General features: G+C 63.8%; 16 protein-coding genes. 8 read left to right on the top strand and 8 right to left on the bottom strand.

The genetic code is table 11. The annotated features are described in order from the left end of the window. Window positions 1-77 precede the first annotated feature (77 nt). Window positions 78-956, top strand: coding sequence for a 3-hydroxybutyryl-CoA dehydrogenase (locus NLY33_RS09320; RefSeq protein ID WP_023671668.1), 879 nt, complete (start codon window positions 78-80; stop codon window positions 954-956). A gap of 27 nt (window positions 957-983) precedes the next feature. Here the strand turns inward: NLY33_RS09320 and NLY33_RS09315 are convergent, their stop codons facing one another. From NLY33_RS09315 to NLY33_RS09305, 3 genes are all read right to left on the bottom strand, one after another. Beyond that, on the bottom strand, window positions 984-2,879 hold the full coding sequence (locus NLY33_RS09315; RefSeq protein WP_023707531.1) for a PAS domain S-box protein: 1,896 nt from the start codon (window positions 2,877-2,879) through the stop codon (window positions 984-986). 241 nt (window positions 2,880-3,120) lie between these two features. Then, window positions 3,121-3,759 carry an NrsF family protein gene (locus tag NLY33_RS09310; RefSeq protein ID WP_023707530.1) on the bottom strand — a complete coding sequence of 213 codons (639 nt, stop codon included), beginning with the start codon at window positions 3,757-3,759 and terminating at the stop codon, window positions 3,121-3,123. 1 nt (window position 3,760) lies between these two features. Then, window positions 3,761-4,312: a sigma-70 family RNA polymerase sigma factor gene (locus NLY33_RS09305; protein ID WP_023671665.1), complete on the bottom strand. Its 552-nt coding sequence runs from the start codon at window positions 4,310-4,312 to the stop codon at window positions 3,761-3,763. Window positions 4,313-4,516: 204 nt separating this feature from the next. On the opposite strand from NLY33_RS09305, the gene NLY33_RS09300 reads away from it, so the two are divergent. The 3 genes from NLY33_RS09300 to NLY33_RS09290 all read left to right on the top strand — a co-directional run bounded on the left by NLY33_RS09300 (window position 4,517) and on the right by NLY33_RS09290 (window position 8,329). Beyond that, on the top strand, window positions 4,517-5,524 hold the full coding sequence (locus NLY33_RS09300; protein ID WP_023685327.1) for an iron ABC transporter substrate-binding protein: 1,008 nt from the start codon (window positions 4,517-4,519) through the stop codon (window positions 5,522-5,524). Between the two features lie 154 nt (window positions 5,525-5,678). Then, window positions 5,679-7,250: an ABC transporter permease gene (locus NLY33_RS09295; protein WP_023704308.1), complete on the top strand. Its 1,572-nt coding sequence runs from the start codon at window positions 5,679-5,681 to the stop codon at window positions 7,248-7,250. After that, window positions 7,247-8,329, top strand: a complete 1,083-nt coding sequence (locus NLY33_RS09290) for an ABC transporter ATP-binding protein (RefSeq protein WP_023704309.1) — start codon at window positions 7,247-7,249, stop codon at window positions 8,327-8,329. The genes NLY33_RS09295 and NLY33_RS09290 overlap by 4 nt, the downstream gene beginning before the upstream one ends. A gap of 35 nt (window positions 8,330-8,364) precedes the next feature. Here NLY33_RS09290 and NLY33_RS09285 read toward each other — a convergent pair whose 3' ends face one another. The 4 genes from NLY33_RS09285 to ugpB all read right to left on the bottom strand — a co-directional run bounded on the left by NLY33_RS09285 (window position 8,365) and on the right by ugpB (window position 12,558). After that, the gene (locus NLY33_RS09285) at window positions 8,365-9,426 is read right to left on the bottom strand and encodes a sn-glycerol-3-phosphate import ATP-binding protein UgpC (RefSeq protein WP_023673333.1); all 1,062 of its coding nucleotides are present in this window, start codon (window positions 9,424-9,426) and stop codon (window positions 8,365-8,367) included. Between the two features lie 7 nt (window positions 9,427-9,433). Then, the gene (gene ugpE, locus NLY33_RS09280) at window positions 9,434-10,282 is read right to left on the bottom strand and encodes a sn-glycerol-3-phosphate ABC transporter permease UgpE (protein WP_023694018.1); all 849 of its coding nucleotides are present in this window, start codon (window positions 10,280-10,282) and stop codon (window positions 9,434-9,436) included. Window positions 10,283-10,291: 9 nt separating this feature from the next. Next, a complete protein-coding gene (gene ugpA, locus NLY33_RS09275) occupies window positions 10,292-11,176 on the bottom strand; it encodes a sn-glycerol-3-phosphate ABC transporter permease UgpA (RefSeq protein WP_023704310.1) in 885 nt (294 codons plus the stop codon). 71 nt (window positions 11,177-11,247) lie between these two features. Further along, on the bottom strand, window positions 11,248-12,558 hold the full coding sequence (gene ugpB / locus NLY33_RS09270; protein ID WP_023685331.1) for a sn-glycerol-3-phosphate ABC transporter substrate-binding protein UgpB: 1,311 nt from the start codon (window positions 12,556-12,558) through the stop codon (window positions 11,248-11,250). A 185-nt stretch (window positions 12,559-12,743) separates the two neighbouring features. Between ugpB and NLY33_RS09265 the strand changes: the two genes are divergently transcribed. Together NLY33_RS09265 and NLY33_RS09260 are read left to right on the top strand one after the other, a co-directional pair. Continuing rightward, the gene (locus tag NLY33_RS09265) at window positions 12,744-12,890 is read left to right on the top strand and encodes a hypothetical protein (RefSeq protein ID WP_023685332.1); all 147 of its coding nucleotides are present in this window, start codon (window positions 12,744-12,746) and stop codon (window positions 12,888-12,890) included. A 147-nt stretch (window positions 12,891-13,037) separates the two neighbouring features. After that, the gene (locus NLY33_RS09260; protein WP_023704311.1) at window positions 13,038-15,485 is read left to right on the top strand and encodes a bifunctional diguanylate cyclase/phosphodiesterase; all 2,448 of its coding nucleotides are present in this window, start codon (window positions 13,038-13,040) and stop codon (window positions 15,483-15,485) included. A 91-nt stretch (window positions 15,486-15,576) separates the two neighbouring features. Here NLY33_RS09260 and tlpA read toward each other — a convergent pair whose 3' ends face one another. After that, window positions 15,577-16,269 carry a thiol:disulfide interchange protein TlpA gene (gene tlpA, locus NLY33_RS09255; protein ID WP_023704312.1) on the bottom strand — a complete coding sequence of 231 codons (693 nt, stop codon included), beginning with the start codon at window positions 16,267-16,269 and terminating at the stop codon, window positions 15,577-15,579. A gap of 34 nt (window positions 16,270-16,303) precedes the next feature. Between tlpA and argH the strand changes: the two genes are divergently transcribed. Next, a complete protein-coding gene (gene argH, locus NLY33_RS09250) occupies window positions 16,304-17,704 on the top strand; it encodes an argininosuccinate lyase (RefSeq protein WP_023704313.1) in 1,401 nt (466 codons plus the stop codon). 68 nt (window positions 17,705-17,772) lie between these two features. Continuing rightward, on the top strand, window positions 17,773-17,979 hold the full coding sequence (locus tag NLY33_RS09245; protein WP_023673325.1) for a hypothetical protein: 207 nt from the start codon (window positions 17,773-17,775) through the stop codon (window positions 17,977-17,979). Window positions 17,980-17,981 lie beyond the last annotated feature (2 nt).

Genomic DNA, 17,981 nt, shown 5'->3' with positions numbered 1-17,981 from the left:
ACGAAGCTGCCCCACCCTTTTAGTTTGCACTGCACAAAAAGCAGGCCGCAAAGGCCTTTTCGACGGGATCGCTGCAAATGGCCAAGATCGAGACGATCGGCATCATCGGCGCCGGCCAGATGGGCGGCGGCATCGCGCATGTATCAGCACTTTCGGGTTTCAAGGTGCTGATCTACGACGTCTCGCCCGACCGTATCGAGAAGGGCATTGCCACGGTCAGCGGCAACATGGCCCGCCAGGTCGGCTCCGGCAAGCTTGAGGAAAAGCTGCGTAACGAAGCGATGGCGCGCATTTCCGCAGCCCCCACCATGGCTGATCTCGCCGGTGCCGATCTGGTTATCGAGGCGGCGACCGAGGACGAGACGGTCAAGCGCAAGATTTACGCGCAGCTCTGTCCCCAGCTCAACCCGGAAGCCATTCTGGCGACCAACACCTCGTCGATTTCGATCACCCGGCTTGCCGCGCAGACCGACCGTCCTGAGCGTTTCATCGGCATACATTTCATGAACCCCGTGCCGCTGATGAAGCTGGTCGAACTGGTGCGCGGCATCGCTACCGAGGATCAGACCTTCGAGGCGGCCAAGGCCTATGTGAAACAGCTCGACAAGACCATCACCGTCTCTGAAGATTTTCCGGCCTTCATCGTCAACCGCATTCTGTTGCCGATGATCAACGAGGCGATCTACACGCTCTATGAGGGGGTCGGCTCGGTCGATGCCATCGACACCGCCATGCGGCTCGGCGCCAACCATCCGATGGGACCGCTGCAGCTCGCCGATTTCATCGGCCTCGACACCTGCCTGTCGATTATGCAGGTGCTGCATGACGGCCTGTCGGATTCGAAATATCGCCCCTGCCCGCTGCTGGTGAAATATGTCGAGGCCGGCTGGCTCGGCCGCAAGACCGGGCGCGGCTTCTACGACTATCGCGGCGAGCATCCGGTTCCGACGCGCTAACCACCAGAACGAAAGTTCCGTGCTCCCTCAGGACGCCGCTGCAAGCGGCGGCTCTGCTTGGCCTCTTGACCCGGTATCGTCAGGCGCCACGGAAACACAGCCGCGGCCGGCGGCCTTGGCCGCATAGCAGGCAGCATCGGCCCGGGCGATGATCTCGTCGACTTCACCGCTGTTGCTGTGGATTGGCGCCAGCCCGATGCTGGCATCGATCGCATGCGGCCGGCCGTCCCAGCTGAACTGCAGGCCGCGGATGGCGTCGATGACAGAGCGTGCGGCAATCCTGGCGCCGGCGCTCGGCCCGGCTTTCAGGATGACCGCGAATTCGTCGCCGCCGAGGCGGGCCACGATATCCTCCGGCCCAAGCGCACCGCGAATGGCCTCGGCAACCCGCTTCAGCAAGGCGTCGCCGGCGGCGTGCCCGCCAGTGTCGTTGACCAGCTTGAAATGGTCCAGATCGATGAACATGAAATGATGTTCGCCCGCCGACCTGGCTGTGCCGGCCTTGCGGCTCCGGTCGACCAGTTCCTCCATGGTGCGGATAAAGCTCGAACGGTTGGCAAGGCCGGTCAGCGCATCATGCGCGGCGGCATAGGCGAGCTGGCGCTGCAAGGCGCGCGCATCGGTGAAGTCCTGGAAGACGATGACAAGACCGCAGAACTCCTGGCGGTCGTTCATGATCGGCGACACCACCTGGCGGATGCTGCAGCGTGTGTCGTCGCGACGGATGAGGACGGCGCGACTGTTCTGGTCGGCAGGGCTGGCGCTGCCGAGCGCCGGCCGCGTCATGCCGATCCTTTGCCCGGTTTCTTCGTCCACCGCCCAGTAGACATGGCCAAGCGTCTTGCCGAGCGCCTCCGCGCCAACAACGCCGGTGAGCTTTTCGGCGACCGGGTTCATGAAGGTGATGCGGTTGGCGGCATCGGTGCAGATGACGGCGTCGCCGATCGACTGCAGCGTCACCCTCAGCCGCTCCTTCTCGTCGGCCAGCATTGCCGCCGATACGATGAGGCTTTCCTCGGTTTGCTTGCGCTGGGTGATGTCGGTCAGGCTGCCGATGGCCCTGACCAGCCGTCCGTCCTTGTCGCGTTCGAGCGTCTTGCCGCGGTCGAGGATCCAGACCCAGTGGCCATCCTTGTGGCGCATCCGGAACTCGGCTTCGAAGAACGGTGTCCTGCCCTCCAGATGGGCACGATCGGCTTCGGCGACGTTTTCGCGATCGTCGGGGTGGATCATCGCCAGCCAGCGGTCGGGGTCGCCGTCCAGTTCGCCATCGGCATAGCCCAGCATCTTCACCCAGGTGGCGGAGTAGGTGGTGCCGCCCTTCCGCATATCAAGATCCCAGACGCCTTGTCCGGCGCTGGCCAGGGCAAAATTCCAGCGCGTTTCGGCTTCGGCTATGCGCGCCTCGGATTGCTTGCGCGCATCGATATCCTCGATCTGGGAGACCAGGTAGAGCGGGCTCCCGCTCTTCTCGTCGCGAATGACGGAACCGGCAAGATGGGCCCATACCGGCGTGCCGTCCTTCCTGAGGTAGCGCTTTTCGAAGTGGAAGGCGTTGACGGTGCCCGCCCGCATGCCGTCCATCGTCTCACGGCCGATCTGCACATCGTCGGGATGGGTGATCTGGAAGAAGGTCAGCGCCTCGATCTCCTGCTTGCTGTAGCCGAGCATGGCGGCGAAGGCCGGGTTGGTTTCATGGATGCGGCCGTCGAGGCCGACAATGGCGATGCCGATCGCCGAATCCTCCATGGCGCGGCGGAAACGCTGCTCGCTTTCGGCGATCTGCCGGCGGTCGTCCAGTATCCGGTAAATGAACAGGGCGGCGAGAACCAGCGCAACGGCGGCGACCGGCACCGATATCTGCAAGCATAGCTTCAGCACTTCGGCGCTGACATCGAGCCGCGACAGCAGGAGCGCGACCACGGCAGCGCAAAGCCCTCCGGCCGCAAGCACCAAAGCCACGTGACTGTCAGCCCGCAGGCTTTTTCGCTCTCGCCGCATCACTGTGCATGCCACCCCATGCGCAACACATTTCTGCAAAAAACACTGGATGATCGATTTTAAGGAAAGGTTGCGCCGGAGCCACCGGCAACACGGTGAACCCGCAAACAATTGCCGGCATGATTAAGGATCGGTGATTATTGGGCGATCTTGAACGGCCCGGTCACCAGCGCACGAAGAACCGTCCCCCGAGCGCGCCCAGACCGGCGAGGACGGCGATGGCGAGCGTGTACCAGGTGGCGACGAAAAGCGGCGAATCGTCGAAGCAGTGCGCGGCGTAGAAGGTCGCCGCCAGGCCGCCGGCGAGCAGTCCCGCGACCGCCCCGGCCAACACCGGCCGCGTCGGCGCGCCATAGCGCAGCATCCACAGGAAGACGGCAAGCGGGCCGATGCCGATCAGCGGGATGAAGCCCATGCAGATCATCATGTTGGAGCCGACCATGCGCGTGCTCCACATCGGCTCCGGCACCATGAACAGTTCGAGAGCCACCGCCACGGCCACCAGCAGCGGCGCCGCCAGCATCCAGGCCGCGGCTCTTGCCGTCGAAGCGCCCGGCGTCGCCAACGCCCGGACCAGGCCAAAGGCGGTGACGGCGAGCACGATGGTGAACACGAACTTCGCCAGGAACCGCATCGTGTGCATGGCGGTCATGATGTCGGGACGCGGGCCGATGGTGAGAAAGAAGACCAGAGCCGCGATCACCGCCGCGGCTGCGGCCGCCATCAACCAGGCCGAGCGCAGCGGCATCGCCTTGCTGCTTGTGTCGGCGTCGAGTGCCTTGATGAGATCCTCCGTCCTCATGTCACTGCCGCCCGAAGCGCCCCTGCCCAAATCGCTTGGCGATCGCGGCAAGCCCGCGATGCAGCGACACCCGCACCGCCGTCTCGCTGACGCCGAGCCTGGCCGCCGTCTCGCCGATGGAGCGGCCGTCGACCGAGATCGAAGAAACGACGGAACGCTGCGCAGCCGGCAGTCCGTCCAGCGCCCGGTTGATGTCGCGTTCGCTGACGGTCTCGGTTTCCGGCTCGGCAAAGGTCTCGGCGATCTCGTCGATCTCGATTTCGATGCGCCGTCCGCGCCGCCGGAAAGCATCGATCAGCTTGAAGCGGGCTATCGCATAGATCCATGGCAACACCGGCGCGTCCTGGCGCCAGGTATGCCGTTTCACATGAATGGCCAGCAAGGTTTCCTGCACGACATCCTCGGGATCGACCCCGCCCTGTACGATCTTGCGCCTCGCAAAGCCGCGAACCAGCGCGGCGATCCGGTGCAAAAAGTCGGCGTAGGCCCTTTCATCTCCCGCGATCGCGGCCCGCATCAGCCGGGAAAGCTCGGCCTCATCCTTGCCGCTCACAAGAGTTCACTCCCCGATCTTCGCGCCTCGGCATCGATTTGTTACGTGTCCGGCGAAATGATGTCCAAGCCAAAGTGCCGCAAAATCACGAAAGTTTGCGGGAGCGGCGACCGATTGAAGCAGCCGAGCAATGTTGACTACTGCTGTCAGGTATCGATAGGTGCAGCCTGCGAAACCAGAACCACCGAGATTGAGGATGACGCCATGAGATACACGCTCTCCACCCTAGCGGGGGCCACAGCGCTGGCCGTGAGCATGATCGCCGGGCCGGCGATGGCCGCGGATGCCGGCATCATCGTCTACAACGCCCAGCATGAGAGCCTGGCCAAGGAATGGGTCGAAGGTTTCACCAAGGAAACCGGCATCAAGGTCACGCTGCGCAATGGCGGCGACAGCGATTTCTCCAACCAGATCGTCGCCGAGGGCGCTTCTTCGCCGGCCGACGTGTTCCTGACCGAAAACTCGCCGGCGATGACCCTGGTCGAAGCGGCGGGCCTTTTCGCGCCGGTCGACGCCGACACGCTGGCGCAAGTCCCGGCCGAATTCCAGCCGAGCAGCGGCAGATGGGTGGGTGTCGCGGCGCGCAGCACCGTCTTTGCCTACAACAAAACCAAGCTCACGGCCGAAAAGCTGCCCAAATCGATGCTCGATCTCGCCGATCCGAGCTGGAAAGGCCGCTGGGCAGCCTCGCCTTCCGGCGCCGATTTTCAGGCCATCGTCAGCGCGCTGCTCGAGCTCAAGGGCGAAGCCGCAACCGCCGACTGGCTGAAGGCCATGAAGGAGAATTTCACCGCCTACAAGGGCAACGGCACGGTGATGAAGGCGGTCAATGCCGGCGAGATCGAAGGCGGAATCATCTACCACTATTACTATTTCGGCGATCAGGCAAAGACCGGCGAAAACAGCAAGAACGTCGAACTGCATTATTTCAAGAACCAGGATCCCGGCGCTTTCGTCTCGATCTCCGGCGGCGGCGTGCTCGCCTCGAGCAAACACCCGAAGGAAGCCCAGGCGTTCCTCAAATGGGTGACCGGGAAAGGCGGCCAGGACGTGCTGAAGACCGGCACGTCCTTCGAATACGCTATCGGCAAGGACGCGCAGTCCAATCCCAAGCTGGTGCCGCTGGCCGACCTGCAGGCGCCGAAGGTCGATCCGGCGACACTGAACTCCAAAAAGGTGACGGACCTGATGACGGCAGCCGGCTTGCTTTAGGCTGGGTTCGTCCTAAAAGGGCAACGATTGCGCTCCTGCCGGACTTTCCGCAGGAGCGCTCTGTTTTCGAGATGGCATTGTCCATGACAACACATTGCGTTTCCGGCCGCGCCTGCGGCGCCCCCGCCCCGGCGGCAGTGGCGCGGTCGAGCTGATGCAAACTGCGGTCGATCTCGCACGTTCAGGCCAGACAGTCGGGCGGTCCCGCCGGAAGCCCATGTCCTGGATCGCGCTTGCCGCCATAATCGTCTCGCTGCTGTCGCTGCTGCCGCTGGCGTTCATCATCTGGATCGGTGTGCAGATCGGCTGGGACACTGCTTCGGCCCTGGTCTTCCGGCCGCGCGTCGGCGAACTTCTGGTCAACACCGTGCTTCTGGTGGCGCTCACCGTGCCGATCGCCACCGTGCTGTCGGTGACGCTGGCATGGCTGACCGAGCGCAGCGACCTGCCCGGCGCCCGCCTGTGGGCCTGGCTGTCGGTGGCGCCGCTCGCCATCCCCGCCTTCGTGCATTCCTACGCCTGGATCACCATGGTGCCGACCTTGCACGGCCTGTGGGCCGGCGTGCTGGTCTCGGTTCTCGCCTATTTCCCGTTCCTCTATCTGCCGCTGGCGGCGGCTCTGCGCCGGCTCGATCCTGCTTTGGAGGACGCAGCCGCAGCACTCGGCCTTGGACCATGGCGGGTGTTTTGGCGTGTCGTGCTGCCGCAGCTGAGACTGGCCATTTGCGGCGGCGCGCTGCTGGTCGGCCTGCATCTGCTGGCCGAATACGGCCTCTACGTCTTCATCCGCTTCGACACTTTCACCACCGCGATCGTCGACCAGTTCCAGTCGACCTTCAACGGCCCCGCCGCCAACATGCTGGCCGGCGTCCTGGTGACATGCTGCTTCGTGCTGCTCGCTCTGGAGGTGCTGGTGCGCGGCGAAGAGCGCTATGCCCGCGTCGGCTCAGGCGCGGCGCGCCACCGGCAGCGCTCGAGGCTCGGGCGCGCCACGCTGGCTTGCCTGGCTCTGCCTGCCGTCACCACGCTGCTCGCCATCGGCGTGCCCTTCGTCACCATCGGCCGCTGGCTGGTCGCCGGCGGCGCCGATGTCTGGCGTTTGGACGAGATCGGCCTGGCGCTTGGCCAGACACTGTTCCTGGCGCTGGCCGGCGCCTTGCTTGCGACCATCGCCGCCATGCCGATGGCCTGGATCTCGATCCGCGCGCCGGGACCGCTGCAGCGGCTGCTCGAAGGCTGCAACTACATTGTCGGTTCGCTGCCCGGCGTGGTCATCGCGCTGGCCTTGGTCACCATTACCGTGCGCATCGCCATGCCGCTCTACCAGACGCTGTTCACAATCCTGGTCGCCTATGCCCTGATGTTCCTGCCGCGCGCCTTGATCAGCCTCAGAGCCTCGATCGCACAGGCGCCGGTCGAGCTCGAACGCGCCGCCGCCAGCCTTGGCCGGCCGCCGCTGAAGGCGCTTTGGTCGACAACGATTCGCCTGTCGGCGCCGGGGGCTGCGGCCGGCATGGCGCTGGTCGCGCTCGGCATCATGAACGAGCTGACCGCCACCCAGATGCTGGCGCCCAACGGCACGCGCACGCTGGCCATGGCGTTCTGGTCCTATAGCGGCGAGATCGACTATGCCTCCGCCGCCCCTTACGCCTTCATCATGGTGGCGATGTCGCTGCCGCTGACCTGGCTGCTCTATGTCCAGTCGAAACGGATGGCCGGGCGATGAGCTTTCTCGAAATCAGTGGCCTCACCAAGCACTACGGCCCGGTCGCAGCCCTTGCCGGCATCGAGCTCAGCGCCGCAAGCGGCAGTCGCACCGCGATCGTCGGCCCGTCCGGCTGCGGCAAGACGACGTTGCTGCGGCTGATCGCCGGCTTCGAGGCGCCCGACCAGGGCCGCGTCGTGCTCGACGGCGAGGTGCTGGCCAATGGCGGCCATGCGGTGCCGGCGCACCGCCGCGGCATCGGCCTGGTGGCGCAGGATGGCGCCCTGTTCCCGCATCTCAGCATCGGCGACAATATCGGCTTTGGCATGGCCCGCGGCGAGGACCAGCGCGCCGAGCGCATCGCCGAGCTCGCCTATACCGTCGGGCTGGACAAGGCGATCCTCAAGCGCCGCCCGCACCAGCTCTCCGGCGGCCAGCAGCAGCGCGTGGCGCTGGCCCGCGCCATGGCGATGAAGCCCAGGCTGATGCTTCTCGACGAACCGTTCTCGGCGCTCGACACCGGTCTGCGCGCCTCGATGCGCAAGGCGGTCGCCGAACTACTCGAAGCCGCCGGCATCACCACCATCCTGGTCACCCACGACCAGGCCGAGGCGCTGTCCTTCGCCAGCCAGGTGGCGGTCATGCGCGACGGAAGGTTCTCTCAGATCGGCACACCGCGAGAACTCTATCTGCAGCCGAAAGACCGCATGGTTGCCGAGTTTCTTGGCGACGCCATCATCTTGCCGGCAAAGATTTCAGGCGGCTTCGCCACCTCCTCGCTTGGTCGCATAGCCGTCGACTCGAAGGAGCGGCGCGACATCGCCCGCATCATGCTGCGACCGGAGCAGGTGCAGGTAAAGCGCACGTCGCGCGAAGGCATGTCGGGTCCTGCGGGCACGATATTCGCCGAGGTGACGGACTCGGAATTCGCAGGCTCGATGTGCACCATTGCCGTGCGGCTGTTGAACAACCCCGATCCGCCGGACGCCGCGGCGATCGGCAGCACACCGCTGACCTTACGCAAGCCGGGAATCGACGCACCTGCCGTCGGCGAGATCGTGCGTCTGACAGTTTCCGGCAAGGCGCATGTCTTCGCCTGAACTGCCGATGCGTCGGATTGGCGCGAGCGGCTGCGTCAATCGACTCGTTTCCCAGCATTGTCGAACCAATGCAGCTTCTCGGCCCTGGCCACGACGCGCAGTTGATCGCCGGGTTTGGCCGTGGCGCGGCCGGCCACACGCACGACGATGCGGTTGCCGCCGGCGGCACAGTGAAGAAAGCTTTCGGCTCCCACAGGTTCGACCGCCTCGACCGCCGCAGGCAGAATAAGCGCGCCGGATGATGCCTCGGCACTGAAGGTGACGTCGGCATCCTCAGGGCGGAAGCCAAGCGTGGCGGCGTTCGTAGGCGCGAAGTCAACCGTCTTGCCGTCGGTCAGCGCCGGACCAGCCGGTCCTTGCGAAAGAGGCAGAAGGTTCATCGGCGGCGCTCCGATGAAGGAGGCGACGAAGGTCGATGCCGGCTTCTCGTAGATGTCGAGCGGCGCGCCCGTCTGCTCGACCAACCCGCCATTCATGACGACGAGAATATCGGCCAGCGTCATCGCCTCAAGCTGGTCGTGGGTGACGTAGACCGAGGTGACACCGAGCGAGCGCTGCAAATTCTTGATTTCGACCCGCATCTGGCCGCGCAGTTTGGCGTCGAGGTTGGAAAGCGGTTCGTCGAACAGGAAGACTTTTGGATTGCGCACGATTGCGCGACCCATGGCCACGCGCTGGCGCTGGCCGCCGGAAAGCTCGCGCGGGCGCCGGTCGAGCAGCGCCGTGAGCTCCAGCACCTTGGCGGTCGAGCGAACCCTGCTGTCGATCTCGTCCTTGGGAGTACCCCGGTTGCGCAACCCGTAGGCCATGTTGTCGTAGACCTTCATATGTGGATAGAGCGCATAGTTCTGGAACACCATGGCGATGTCGCGCTCGGTCGGACCGATCGTGTTGACGATCTTGCCGTCGATGGCGACGGTGCCGGAAGAAATGGTCTCAAGCCCGGCGATCATCCGCAGCAGCGTGGACTTGCCGCAGCCGGACGGCCCAACCAGCACGCAAAGCTCCTTGTCGGGAATGGCGATCGAGACACCCCTCACCGCCTCGACGCCGCCGGGATAGACTTTCTTCACATCCTTCAGATCGATGGTCGCCATCAGCTTCTCACTTTTCGGTATCGACCAGTCCGCGCACGAACCAGCGTTGCATCAGCACCACGATCAGGATCGGCGGCAGTATGGCCAGCATCGCGGTGACCATGACCAGATGCCATTGGGTATCGGCATCGGCGAAGGAGACCATCTTTCTAAGTGCGATGACGATGGTGTTCATGTCATTGCTGTTGGTGACGAGCAGCGGCCACAGGTACTGCGTCCAGCCATAAATGAAGAGGATGACGAACAGCGCCGCGATGTTGGTGCGCGACAGCGGCAGCAGGATGTCGAAAAAGAATCGCCATGGTCCGGCGCCGTCGACACGCGCCGCTTCCACCAACTCACCTGGGATGGTCATGAAGAACTGGCGAAACAGAAGCGTGGCGGTGGCCGAGGCGATCAGCGGAATGATCAGGCCGGCATAGGTGTCGATCATGCCGAGATCGACCATCACCTTGTAGGTCGGCAGGATGCGCACCTCGACGGGAAGCATCAGCGTGATGAAGATCAGCCAGAAGAAGACCATCCGAAGCGGAAAACGGAAGAACACGATCGCATAGGCCGAAAGGATCGAGATGAAAATCTTCCCCACCGCGATGCCGAGCGCCATGATCGTGGTGTTGAGCAGCAATCGGCCGACACTGACGCCGCCGATGCGGCCGACACCGCCGAACAGCGCCTCGCTGTAATTGTTCCAGACCTGGTCGCCGGGCAAAAGAGGCAATGGCGGCTTGAGGATGGTCTGCAGCGTCTGCGTGGAGGCAACGAAGGTGTAGTAGATCGGGAAAGCGACGATCAGGATGCCCAGGATGAGCACGGCGTGGGCGATGAGGGCGCGAAGCGGGGACTGACCAATCATCGCTCGCGCTCAACCGTAGTGGACTTTGCGTTCCACATAGCGGAACTGGATGGCCGTGAGTGAGATGACGATGACCATCAGGATGACCGACTGCGCGGCCGAATCGCCGAGGATCAAATTGACGAAACCGTCATTGTAGACCTTGTAGACCAGCGTCTCGGTGGCCTTGCCTGGCCCGCCGCCGGTGACGGCATGAACGATACCGAAAGTGTCGAACAGCGCATAGACAGTGTTGACGACCAGCAGGAAGAAGGTCGTCGGTGCGAGCAGCGGGAAGACGATGGTCCAGAAGCGCTTCGTCTCCCCGGCGCCGTCCATGGCCGCCGCCTCTATCAACGTCTTCGGCACCGCCTGCAGCCCGGCGACGAAGAACAGGAAATTGTAGCTGATCTGCTTCCAGGCAGCCGCAGATACCAGCAGGATCATGGCTTGGTTGCCGTTAAGCAAGGGATCCCAGGCAATGCCGAGACCTCTCAAGGCGTAGGCCAGCGAACCGATCGAGGGATTGAACAGAAACAGCCACAACATGCCGGCAATCGCCGGCGCCACCGCATACGGCCAGATCAGCAGCGTGCGATAAAGGCCTTTGCCGCGCACCACCTTCTCGGCCATGACGGCAAGCAACAGGGCCACACCCATGGCGACGATCGCGGTCGCCAGAGAGAACACCAGCGTAACTTTGATCGAGTTGAGGTAGGCCGGGTCGGCCAGCACCTTGCGAAAATTGGCGAGCCCGACGAACTTGCTCTTCAGCCCGAACGGGTCTTCCCTAAGCATCGACTGGTAGAGCGCCTGCCCCGTCGGCCAGTAGAAAAAGATCAGCGTAATGGCGACTTGCGGCGCCACCAGCAGATAGGGCAGGGTCTTGTTGGGAAAGACGACGCGTGGAGACAGTGTGGTTCCCTCGCTGTTCAGGAAGTCGTCCACGCGGGTCCGCGTGGACGAGGTTCGACTGACAAACCGCTTCAGTTTCCGATCGCTTCCTGAATCGCCTTGTTGCCGCGTGCGACCGCATTGTCGAGCGCCTGCTGCGCAGTCTGCTGGCCGGCCAGCATCTTCTCGAACTCCTCATTCTCGATGTCGCGCACCTGCGGCAGGTTGACGAGGCGCACGCCCTTCGAGTTCTCGGTCGGCGCCTTGCCCAGCATCTGCAGGATCGGCGTCTCACGGCCCGGGTTCTTGTCATAGAAGCCGGACTTCTTGGTCGCCTCATAGGCAGCGAGCGTCACCGGCAGATAACCCGACTTCTGGTGCAGATACTCCTGCACTTCGGTCTTGGAGAGATAGGAGAAGAACGCCGCGACGCCCTTGTATTCCTCGTCCGATTTGTTGCCGAACACCCACAGGCTGGCGCCGCCCGGCGTGGTGTTCTGGGGCGCGCCCTTGGCGTCACTATCATAGGGAAGCTGGCCGATGCCGTAGTTCATGCCCGACTTGACGATGTCACCGAGACCCCCCGACGATTCGGTGAAGATGCCGCATTCTCCGGCAAGAAAGATCTGCTTGGCTTCGGATGTACGGCCGCCATATTTGAAGGTGCCGTCCTTGGCCAGGTCGGCGAGCGCCTGGAAATGATTGACGAAGATCGGCGCATTGATCTTGAGCTCGACGTCGGTTCCGGCAAGTCCGTTCTGGTTGGTGCCATAGGAAACGTCGTTCCAGGCAGCGAAGGCCTCAAGGTGGATCCAGGTCAACCACGTCGAGGTATAGCCGCAGGAAGCGGCGCCGCTCGCCTTGATCTTCTTGGCGGCTTCCCACACCTCGTTCCAGGTCTTTGGCGGATTGTTCACATCAAGCCCGGCCTTCTGGAAGATATCCTTGTTATAGTAGAGGATGGGCGACGAGGAATTATAGGGGAAGGACAGCATGGTCCCGTCCGGCTTCGAATAGTAGCCGACGATGCCGGGCAAATACTGGCTCTTGTCGAAGGTCACGCCGGCGCTGGTCAGCACATCGGCCACCGGCTTGATCGCACCTTCGGCGGCCATCATGACGCCGGTACCCACGTCGAACACCTGGATGATGTCGGGCGCTTGCCCCGCACGAAAGGCAGCGATGCCGGCATTCAGCGTTTCGGGATAGGTGCCCTTGAAAACAGGGAGAATTTCATAGTCGCTCTGGCTGGCATTGAAATCCTTGGCGATCTTGTCGACCACCTCGGCATTGGCGCCGGTCATTGCATGCCACCAACTGATCTGGGTGGCGGCGAAGGCGGAGGTGGTGGAAAGCAGGGTCAAGGTGGCGGCAACACCGGCCGCAAAGCCGAACAACTTCATGTTTCATCTCCCGTTTGTCATTGGCGAAAGGGGCGCTCCCGCGAACGCAATATGTGTCTCTGATGACAATCGGACAACGGATTTGTTGCTGTTTCGTGAATTTCATACCCGGCTAACTTCGCGCCCCCTCGCCTTGCAACGAGGACCGAGAGAAATGCCAAGCCGGCTCAGCGATAGAATGGGGCATGGTGGGCCTGCAAGGATCGCCGACCGCCCAGCGATGCGTGAAGGGCCCGCGTGACAGCGCCACGCACCTGCACCGTGCGGCCGCCAAACCGGCGCTCGGCCAGATCGAGATCGGCCGAGCGGCATCGCGCCAGGCGCTGCTGTAACCGTGCGTCTGGAATGAGACAGGATCGCCGCAACGTACAACCCGAAAAACCCGCTGTAGTTGTAGTTCGCATAACCGATTCTTCGTCAAGCGTGGCATACTAATCAAGTGGACGGCTTGATTGCTGTGGGAGAGCAGGTGGGGCGAGATGCTGACGGTCTATAATTGTATCGTGCATGAGCACGATCTGAGACTGGTCGCACTGGCAGCGCTCATTTGCGGTATTTCTTCCTTCTCGGCGGTCAACCTGCTTCGCCATGTCGACCGCTCGAGCGAGCGCAACCGCTATACCTGGCTGATGATAGCAGCCACTTCCACCGGCTTCGGTATCTGGGCGACGCACTTCATCGCAATGCTTGCCTTTTCTCCCGGAATCCCCAACGCCTACAATACGGAAATGTCGGCGCTTTCGCTCGCCGGTTCCGTCGCCCTGACCGCTGCGGGCATGTGGATCGCCACCTTGCGCCGGGGCATCGACTACCCTCTGGTCGGCGGCGCGGTCCTCGGCGCTGGTATCGCCGCCATGCACTATATCGGCATGGCCGCCTTCGAGGTCGAAGGGCGCATCGTCTGGAACCCGCTGCTGGTCGGCGTCTCGGTGCTGACAGGCGTCACCCTCGCCGCGCTGGCGCTGCTGGTGGTGTTGCGACGGCCGTCCATGCAGGCCACAATCGCCGCCGCCATCCTGTTGACGCTGGCGATCTGCAGCCTGCACTTCATCGCCATGGGCGCGGTGTCGATCTTCCCGGACTCCTCCATCGAGATATCGCAGTTCACGGTCGAACCGGTGTCGCAGGCCTTCGCCGCCGCTGCAGTCAGCCTGGCTATCCTGGTGCTTTCAGCCGCAGCATTGTGGATCGACCTTCGCTTCCGGCGTCACAAGCTCGAGGCCGAGCGCATGCACGGCCTCGCCAACGCCGCCGTCGAGGGGCTGATCGTCTGCGATGGCGCCCGCATCGTCAGCGCCAATGACAGCATCGCGGCACTCACCGGCATTGCGCCGGAAGTGCTGAACGCGATGCTGCTTGGCGATCTCTTCGGCGAACGCACCGCGGCCGGCATGTCCGACTGCAGCGGACAGGCACAGGAAGCCGAACTCAGAGCCCATGACGGCGCCACCATCCCCGTCGAACTTATCGCCAGAAGCATCGACTATTGCGGCAAGCGGCACAGCGTTGTCGCCGTGCGCGACATCCGCGAACGCCGGAAGGCCGAGCAGGAGATCCTGCGCCTCGCCCATTTCGACCCGCTGACCGGGCTCCCCAACCGCCGCAGTTTCTCCGGCCGGCTCGAGGCCGAAATTGCCGCAATGGACCGCGGCGGCAAGGGTGGGCATCTTGCGCTGCTGCTGCTCGACCTCGACCGCTTCAAGGAAGTGAACGACCTGTTCGGGCATGGCGCCGGCGATGCCATGCTGCAGAAGGTGGCGCTATGCGCCTCCGCCGTGCTCCGCCACGGACAGATGCTGGCGCGTCTCGGCGGCGACGAGTTCGCCATCATCGCTCCGAACCTTCCCGATCCGCAGGCGGCCGGCCGCATCGCCGAGGCGGTGCTGGCGGCCATGCGCGAGGAAAACCGGCTGTCGGTCGGTGGCGGGCTGGTGTCGGCCAGCATCGGCATTGCACTTTATCCGCTCGACGCCGATGAGCCGACACTCCTGGTCAGCCACGCCGACACCGCGCTCTACCGCGCCAAGGCCGAGGGCAAGGACACTTACCGTTACTTCGAGGCCTCGATGGGCGCCGAGGCGCGAGACCGGCGCGTGATGGAGCACGAACTGCGCCAGGCCATGGCGCGCGATGAGTTTCGCCTCGTCTACCAGCCACAAAAGGAGATCAGCAGCGGGCGGATGGTCGGGTTCGAAGCGCTGATCCGCTGGCGCCATCCGCAGCGCGGCGACGTGTCGCCGGCGACCTTCATCCCGGTGGCCGAAGACAGCGGCGTCATCATCCAGATCGGCGAATGGGTGCTGGCGACGGCCTGCGCCGAGGCAGCGCGCTGGAAGAACCCTCTCACCGTCGCGGTCAATGTCTCGGCGGTGCAGCTCCACAATCCGAATTTCAGCCGTAAGGTGCATGAAGTCCTGCTCGGCTCCGGCCTGACGCCCGGCAGGCTCGAACTCGAGATCACCGAAACGGCGCTGGTCAAGGACATGCCGCGCGCGCTGGCGACCTTGCGCCAGGTGAAGGCGCTTGGCGTGCGTGTGGCGATGGACGATTTCGGCACCGGCTACTCCTCGCTGTCCAATCTCCGCGCCTTCCCCTTCGACAAGATCAAGATCGACGGCTCATTCATCAAATCAGTCGACAGCAACGGCCAGGTGGCAGCCATCGTGCGCGCCGTTCTGGGGCTTGGCCGCGGTCTCGGCCTGCCGGTTCTGGCCGAGGGCGTCGAGACGCTGGGCGAGCTGAAATTCCTCGACGCCGAGGCCTGCGAGATCGGCCAGGGCTACTATCTAGGCCGGCCCAGCCCGATCGAGGCGTTCAGCGAACTGACCGGCGTAGCGGCACCGGCGGCACAAGACGACGCCGGCGTCAAACAACGCGGCGGCAGCATCTTGATGCTGCCGCCGGCGGCGGCCCTGCGCTCAGCCTAGAGCAATTAGTGTGAAACGGTTTTCCGTCCGAAATTGCGTCGAAACAAAAAAGTTAGCGCGGGTAGCCGTTTCGACGAAACGGTGAACCGCTCTAAGGGGCGAGTGCGGCCTCGACCAGGCGCTTGGCATCCGGTCCCGACCATTCGGCCGGTCCGTTCATATGCGCGACCAGGCAGCCTTCGCCATCGATCAGCATGGTGACGGGGAGGCCTAGCGCCAAGCCGCGCGTCTTGACGTCGTTGAACAGCGCCAGCGTCGAATCGCGGTAGTAGCCGAGCGACCCGATGCCGATATCGGCGAGGAACTTCTTGGGCTTCACATCGTCGCCGGCATCGACATTGACCGCGACCACTTCGAAGGCATCGCTGCCCTTTTCCTTCTGCAAGGCGTCGAGCGCCGGCATTTCCGCACGGCAGGGCGCGCACCACGTCGCCCACAGGTTGAGCAGCACGGTCTTGCCGGCATGATCGGCGATCGTCATCGGCTTGCCGTCGGGACCGTTGAAGGCGAGACTTTTCAGCGATTGCGGCGGATCGGCGGGCAGCAATGCCGCCACCTGGCCGGTGGCCGCGGCGGCAACCTTTTTGGCGCGGTCGCTCTTGGCGGCGCAGGCGACGTCGTCCTTGCTGTTGCCCGCGCCGGCCGCAGGTGCGCTGCCGGTGGCTGCGTTGTTGCCAGACCCGCTCTCGCTGACATATACCGCGACCACGCCGGCCAGCACGCCCGCCAGCAAAGCGGCGAGGATCAGGCGCGGGGCCGGGAAGTATCTGCTACCGTCTGCCATTTTCTAAGACTGCTCCGGAGCACGGGTTATAGCGATGAGCGACAAGAAGGCCAGCAACCAGATGTGGGGCGGACGTTTTGCCTCGGGTCCGGCCGCGATCATGGAAGCGATCAACGCGTCGATTTCGTTCGACCGCAAACTCTATGCCCAAGACATAAGAGGTTCGGTCGCCCACAGCGAGATGTTGGCTGAAACGGGCATTATTTCGGCGGCCGATCAAGAAAAAATCGCTCACGGGCTGAACACGATCCTGAAAGAGATCGAGGCCGGCACGTTCGAGTTCTCGACCCGGCTGGAAGACATTCACATGAACATCGAGGCCCGCCTTGCCGATCTGATCGGCCCGGCCGCCGGCCGCCTGCACACGGCGCGGTCACGCAACGACCAGGTGGCGGTGGATCTCCGGCTCTGGGTCAAGGACGAGTGCTTTCGCGTCGCCGAGGCGCTGAAGGGGCTGATCTCAGCCTTGCTCGACCGCGCCGAGGAGCATGCGGCGACCGTGATGCCCGGCTTCACCCACATGCAGGCGGCGCAGCCGGTGACCTTCGGCCACCATTGCATGGCCTATGTCGAGATGTTTTCGCGCGACCTGTCGCGCGTCCGCGACGCCATCGAGCGGCTGGATGAAAGCCCGCTCGGCGCGGCAGCGCTTGCCGGCACCAGTTTTCCGATCGATCGCCACAAGACCGCCAAGGCGCTCGGCTTCCGCGAGCCGATGCGCAATTCCCTGGACAGCGTCTCCGACCGCGATTTCGCGCTGGAGTTTTTGAGCCTGGCGGCGATCTGCGCCACGCATCTGTCGCGGCTCGCCGAAGAAATCATCATCTGGTCGACGCCTCAATTCGGCTTCGTTAGGCTGTCGGACAGTTTCTCCACCGGCTCCTCGATCATGCCGCAGAAGAAGAACCCGGACGCCGCCGAACTGGTGCGCGGCAAGACCGGCCGCGTCACCGGCCATCTCGTCGGGCTGCTGACCGTGATGAAGGGCATGCCGCTGACCTACGGCAAGGACATGCAGGAAGACAAGGAATCGGTCTTCGACGCTGCCGAAACACTCGATTTGATGCTGGCTGCGATGACGGGCATGGTGCGCGACATGACGGTCAATGCCGCCGCCATGAAAAAAGCCGCCGGCTCGGGCCACGCGACCGCGACCGACCTCGCCGACTGGCTGGTGCGCGCGCTGGGCCTGCCCTTCCGTGAGGCACACCATGTCACCGGCGGCGCGGTGGCGTTGGCCGAAGAGAAGAAGGTGAGCCTTGAAAAGCTGTCGCTGGAGGATCTGCAGTCGATCAACCCCGGCATCACGGCAGACATCTTCTCGGTTCTGGCGGTGCAGAATTCGGTCAAGAGCCGCACCAGTTTCGGCGGCACCGCGCCATCGGAGGTCAGGAAGCAGATCCGCAGCTGGAAAAAGCGCATCGCCAAGGCATGATGCCGGGGTGCAATGCGCCTAAAACTCGGTTAAAAGCGCAGCACATAAAGTTTCGGACGGATGGATCGATGACCGCGAGCAGGATTTTGGTGACGCTGACGCTGCTGACGGCGATGGCTGCCGTGACCGCTTGCGGCCGTAAGGCTGGTCTCGACACGCCCTATGAAGCGGCCGTCCAGGCCCGCAAGGACGCCGAGCGCGCCAAACAGCCGGTGCCGCCAGAGCCGGAAAAACCGGTCGTGGACAAGAAGTTCATCCTGGACCCGCTGATCTAGAG

Source organism: Mesorhizobium sp. C432A (genome assembly GCF_030323145.1).
GTDB lineage: Bacteria > Pseudomonadota > Alphaproteobacteria > Rhizobiales > Rhizobiaceae > Mesorhizobium.
This window is presented reverse-complemented; position numbering and strand designations above follow the sequence as displayed.